The organism is Actinomyces sp. ICM58, assembly GCF_000283035.1.
GTDB lineage: Bacteria > Actinomycetota > Actinomycetes > Actinomycetales > Actinomycetaceae > Pauljensenia.
This window is the reverse complement of record NZ_ALIY01000085.1, coordinates 1-5,054: the sequence shown is the minus strand read 5'-3', so window position 1 is coordinate 5,054 and position 5,054 is coordinate 1. Positions and strand designations below refer to the sequence as shown.

Annotated in this window: 4 protein-coding genes and 1 pseudogene; 1 reads left to right on the top strand and 4 read right to left on the bottom strand. The window is 60.8% G+C overall.

The window, feature by feature from the left end; translation table 11 throughout:
• Positions 1 to 199 (top strand): transposase (locus HMPREF1138_RS10665; protein WP_009056924.1); only part of this gene is annotated, 199 nt, incomplete at its 5' end.
• A gap of 141 nt (positions 200 to 340) precedes the next feature.
• Here HMPREF1138_RS10665 and HMPREF1138_RS10660 read toward each other — a convergent pair.
• From HMPREF1138_RS10660 to HMPREF1138_RS11235, 4 genes and pseudogenes are all read right to left on the bottom strand, one after another.
• Entirely contained in the window at positions 341 to 994 is a 654-nt protein-coding gene (locus tag HMPREF1138_RS10660) for an RloB family protein (RefSeq protein ID WP_009056923.1), read from the bottom strand.
• A gap of 8 nt (positions 995 to 1,002) precedes the next feature.
• Positions 1,003 to 2,316, bottom strand: a complete 1,314-nt coding sequence (locus HMPREF1138_RS04205) for an AAA family ATPase (RefSeq protein ID WP_009056921.1) — start codon at positions 2,314 to 2,316, stop codon at positions 1,003 to 1,005.
• 212 nt (positions 2,317 to 2,528) lie between these two features.
• Positions 2,529 to 4,601 (bottom strand): MBL fold metallo-hydrolase, encoded by a 2,073-nt coding sequence (locus HMPREF1138_RS04200; RefSeq protein ID WP_009056927.1) that lies wholly within the window; start codon positions 4,599 to 4,601, stop codon positions 2,529 to 2,531.
• Between the two features lie 75 nt (positions 4,602 to 4,676).
• Positions 4,677 to 5,054: pseudogene (locus HMPREF1138_RS11235) on the bottom strand (molybdenum cofactor guanylyltransferase); the annotation flags it as partial.

Genomic DNA, 5,054 nt, shown 5'->3' with positions numbered 1-5,054 from the left:
AATCCGCCGACGCACCGACTCCGTGGGAATCTTCCCCAACCGCCAGGCCATCATCCGCCTGGTCGGAGCCGTCCTAGCCGAACAAAACGACGAATGGGCCGAAGGCCGACGCTACCTCAGCCTCGACATCCTCACCAAATCACGACTCACACCCCAACCCACCCAACAGGAGGACACCCCACTACAACTCAGCGCATAACCCAACCCGAAGGACACAAAACGATTACACCACTCCACAGGACTTGACCCTGCCCACCTGCGTCAATACGCGGCGGGCGGCGCTTAGTGAGGATAATCGCCGAGGCCTCGGTCAGGAGGCGTAGCCGACCCAGCGGCCGATTCATTCGGAGCGTCGTGGTCTCAACCGGTCGAGCCATACGATCAACTCGGGCATGTCACTCCAGGGCGCCTCGTCCCACGCGGTCGCACCCTCCGCAAAACTCAACCGCCTTCGTTGCACCCGTGAACAGGCCTCGTCGGTTTGATCGATGAGCCACTCGGGAATACTCATCCCCTTCGCGTAAGTCCCCTGCTTCCATTTGTTTTGCAGCTCTTTGAGAGCAGAACCAGCGGTCTGGCTCGAGCACGTGTTCGCACAGTGATAGACGAACCACGTCTCAATACAGGGATTTGACAGGACCACGCCGCGAGGCAACGTCGAGCGCTCTTCAAGCCACTCTTGCAGACCCTTAGCGTGAGCAATATTTTGATCCACGTCGCAGACGATCCAAGCCCCAGCACCACCATCTCTACCCAGATCACGAAGTTTCCGCTTGATACTCACAAGAAGATTCTTCGCTGATGCTTTATCGAACGTTGGGCAAAATTCAAACGAAAATCCACTACCGTATCGAGACTGGTTGAGAGCCTTCAAATACTCCCTTTCTGTCTTCCCTTCAACGGCAAATATAACGAGAGGTTTTACGTCCTTTTCGAACGATTCACTTCGTTTTCCGCGCGCGGATTTCCTCGTCGGCACCTTCTTCTTGCCCACATCCCCTCCTAAAGCCGCGGGATGCCACCGAGGCGACCCGACATGTACATCCGCTGCAGGTCACTGCCCAATCGAATGTCGGACGAAGGGAAGTCCGTGAGTCTCGTGAGTTCTGACCGGTGTTCGTTCTTCTCCACCAACCAAATTTCGTCGCGCCGCAGAAGGTCAACGCGGAGTAGATGCAGCTCATGCGTGGTAAAGATCAGCTGGCGCTGCTCGTCGGGTCCCGACGCATCCAGGAACAACCGAATGAGCTCCTCCGTCAGTTTTGGATGAAGTGAATCTTCAAGCTCGTCGATCAGATAGACCCCGGAGTGTTGTCTCTTCCCGGCCCAGTAGAGAATAGGCAACAGGTTGAGATAACGGATGCTTCCGTCAGATTCCTGCTCGAGGGGCAGTCGAAACTCATCAGCACCATCCTTATGGACGGTCACAAGGCGCTCATAGACAATCCCATCCTCGCCCGAACGGACACGGAAGGCCACGCCATCATCAGTCATGAGGTATCCGTCAAGCTTGCTATCCGTCAGTTGGCTTTCAATTTCTCCAAGCGTGCCCTCATCCGCAGGTACCTTGGCTCGAGGCACCTCTGTGAAGCAGATGTCGGAGATGCCTGTGTCAGCGACTGTCAACCCCTGCCCAACAGCGGCACGAAAATCCTCATCGTGCGCGATTTGCTGCGGCATGAGAATGTAACGCGCTCCGCGTCCCACAATCGTCAGCCGTTGGAACCATTGAATAACGGAGCCGAGCAGGTTATTCTCCTCGTCAATGAGTCCGGCATTGAAGCAGGTTTCGAGGAAGAGACGGTTTGGCTGCACCGTCTTCGACGCGGCCTCAAGCGACGCGTCATCCTCAAGATCGCCGTAGAGAGAGAGTTCCTGGCCGTGGCGTTCAAAGACCGCCTGCTCATCTTCTGAGCGCACACGATACAGGGACTCCTCGACGATTTCTCCCGCGTTGAACGCGACCTCGTAGTAGACGATGGCCTTTCGATTCGACGTCGTATCCTGCACATCGAGGACGATCTCAACACCGATAACGCTGGGCCTGTTGGCACCAAAAAGAAGGTGCGGGTGATAGTGCAGGCGCTGCCCACGCTTGCGCGGCTCGCGCAGCATGACCTGCAGGTGGGCGAGGGCGTTGAGGAGAGTGGACTTTCCCGCAGCATTCGCGCCGTAGATCGCAGCAACAGGAAGCACACGATTCTTACTGCCAAGGTAAAGCGTCTCTCCATGGCGAGTTTCCTTACCCGCAATCATCGTAAAGTCGACCGGCTCCGAAAAGGACTTCCAGTTATCGAGGTGAAGGACCCGCAGCATCGCACTCTCACTTTCCCACTTAGATGTAAAAATTTTACATCTTCCCCGGAATGAATTCTAAGTGCTCTGCACCACCAGCAACACTCCACAGCTTCCCATCAACCCACCACGCACGGAACAAGACCTCAGACAAGCGCCGCCCACCTGCGTCGATACGCGGCGGGCGGCACTTAGTGAGGATAATCGCCGAGGCCTCGGTCAGGAGGCCTCGGTCAGGAGGCGTAGCCGACCCAGCGCCCAGACGAGGCGAAGGTGGAGGATCGACCGTCGACCTCGCGCGTGCCGGTGACCATGGCACCTGTTTCATCCATGTAGTACCAAGCACCGTGATCCAGGATCCAGCCGGTTGCCATCGCGCCGCTACCACTCAAGTAGTACCAAGAGCTCCCACCGTTCAGCCAGCCGGTCATCATGGCGCCGGAGGAACTGCTGTAGTACCAGGTGGTCCCGTCCTGGAACCATCCGGTGGCCATCGCGCCAGAGGAGGCGAAGTAGTACCAAGCACCGTGGTCGTAGAACCACCCGGTCGCCATCGAACCGCTGGAGCTCAGGTAGTACCAAGTACCGCCGCCGTTCAGCCAGCCGGTGACCATCGCGCCCGAGGAACGCAGGAAATACCACTGACCATCGACCTGGGTCCATCCGGTGGCCATCGCGCCGGTTTGCTCGTCAAGGTAGTACCAGGAACCCGAGTCGTAGAGCCAACCGGTGGCGACGCGCCCGCCGCTCAGGTAATACCACGAGCCGTCGATGAAACTCCAGCCATTGCCCGAGGGGTGCCCGGCGGAATCCAGGTAGTACCAGGCCTTACCGTCGTGGATCCACCCTGTCGTCATCGCGCCGGTGGCGTCCATCCAGTACCACTGGCCGCCGTCATTGATCCACGCCGAGGCCTCGGCGGAGGGCTTGCCCGCAAAGTAGTACCAGTGACCGCTGAAACCCTTCCACCAGCCGGTCTTGGCGGCGGGCCGCCCGCCCGCGAACCACCAGGCGCGCGGCGTTTCCTTATCGTATTCATGCCCCCAGGAAGCGGCCGAGAAGTCGGAGTAGGAGATGCCAGCAGATGAGAAAGTAGCGATTACCGAGGCGATGCCAGCGCTTCCTACCTCGGACATCGGTGCCCAGAGCACGTCACCGTGAATGACCTTCTCAGTGAGATTATCGGGTGTGAAAGACTCCGAACCCGTCTGGATGATCGCGGTGGGATCCAGCGCCTCCATGAAGGGAGGAAAGTTCGAGCTGCGTAGGCCGTGGTGGCCAGCCTTGAGCATGTCGACCTTGCCGACAGCCTGAGCAACGCGCGCCTCGAAGCCGTTGTGCTTGCTCCAGTCTGCCTCGGTATCCATGAGATCCGCTGCAAGGAAGGCGCTACGCCCGAAGGCACTCACCTTCGCGCCCCACCCCATGAGGTTTGCGTCGGTCGTGCCCTTGACCTTGTAGGTTTCCTCGGGGTCAAAGGGGATCAGCTGGACGTCCATGTCACCCAGCTGGACGTGGGTGTTGTAGCCGTCGACCTTCTGCACGAACTGGGCTCCGTAGGTCTTCTGTGCCCACTTAGCGGCATCCACCATGTGGTCGTAGACCCACTGGTTGTCCCACAGACCATCGGGGTTGGTGATCCACTTGTCGGAGTATTCGGGGCTGAAGATGACCTTCGGGCGGAACTTCCTGATGATATCGTCCGCGTTGTCGATGTGGTCGGAGTGGGCGTGCGTGCCCAGGTAGAACGCGAGGTTGGAGGAGGTGACCCCGTGCTTGGACATGTAACCGAGAACCCGGTCGGTATCCCCCGCCCAACCGGGGACCACGCCGCGGCGCAGCGGGTAGCGCGGGTCGGTGCCGTCGGGGGCACCGACACCCTCGGCGCCGTCGATCATGGCGAAGACGCCGCGCGATTCGAGCAGGATGGCGTCCGCGGAACCCGTCGTCGTGAGGACGTGAACGCGGGTGGGGCCGTCCGTGCCGGGGAAGGTGTAGACCTGCGCGTCGACGCCGTCGGCGCTCTCCTCCTCGGACGAGGCCGTGGCACCGTCGGCGGAATCGGCGGCGTCGGAGGCATCGGAAGTGTCAGCGCCGTCCGAGGCCGCGCGATCCTGCGAGGCGGCCGGGCCGGCCGCCTCGGCATCCGTCCCTGACAGGTCTAAGTCGACGGACGCGACGTCGCCGTGCGATTCCTGACCGCTTGTCGGAGCGGCAGCAGTAGCGGGAGCAATAGATGCAACAAGGATTCCTGACAATACGGTCAGTCCGAGCCGTTGCCACAGGAGCCCATGGCGAAGATTCATGCGTGCACCTCGATAGGATGAGGAAACTAGACACTTACCCTCTAAATCTATACCCATCGAGGCATTACCGACAAATCATGAGGGCAGGCGAGCACCCCACCACGCCATATCCTCGGGCGTATCGACGTCCCTGCACACGTCGGCGCTCACATCCACCCGCTCGAGCGCGAGGGCGCGCAGCACCCGCCGCACCCCCATGCCGCGCACGTTCCCCCGCCGCGCCACGGCCTCGTCGATGACGCGGCGCAGCGCACCGACGCGATAGACGCCCATGAGGTACTGATCAAAGGGCTCGGGCACGCCGCCGCGCAGGATGCGCCCCTCGCACCGATCGCCCAGCGGCTCGTCGAGCAGCGCCGCCAGGACGTCGGCGATGCCCGGACAGTCCACCGACACGACAACGACCCACGCGCCGGCGGGGGCGCCGAGGGCCGCCAGACCAGCGTCGATCCC

Bases quoted from the DNA above. Each gene is read 5' to 3' on its own strand.
- HMPREF1138_RS04205 (WP_009056921.1), bottom strand. From the start codon at position 2,316: ATGCTGCGGGTCCTTCACCTCGATAACTGGAAGTCCTTTTCGGAGCCG.
- HMPREF1138_RS04200 (WP_009056927.1), bottom strand. From the start codon at position 4,601: ATGAATCTTCGCCATGGGCTCCTGTGGCAACGGCTCGGACTGACCGTA.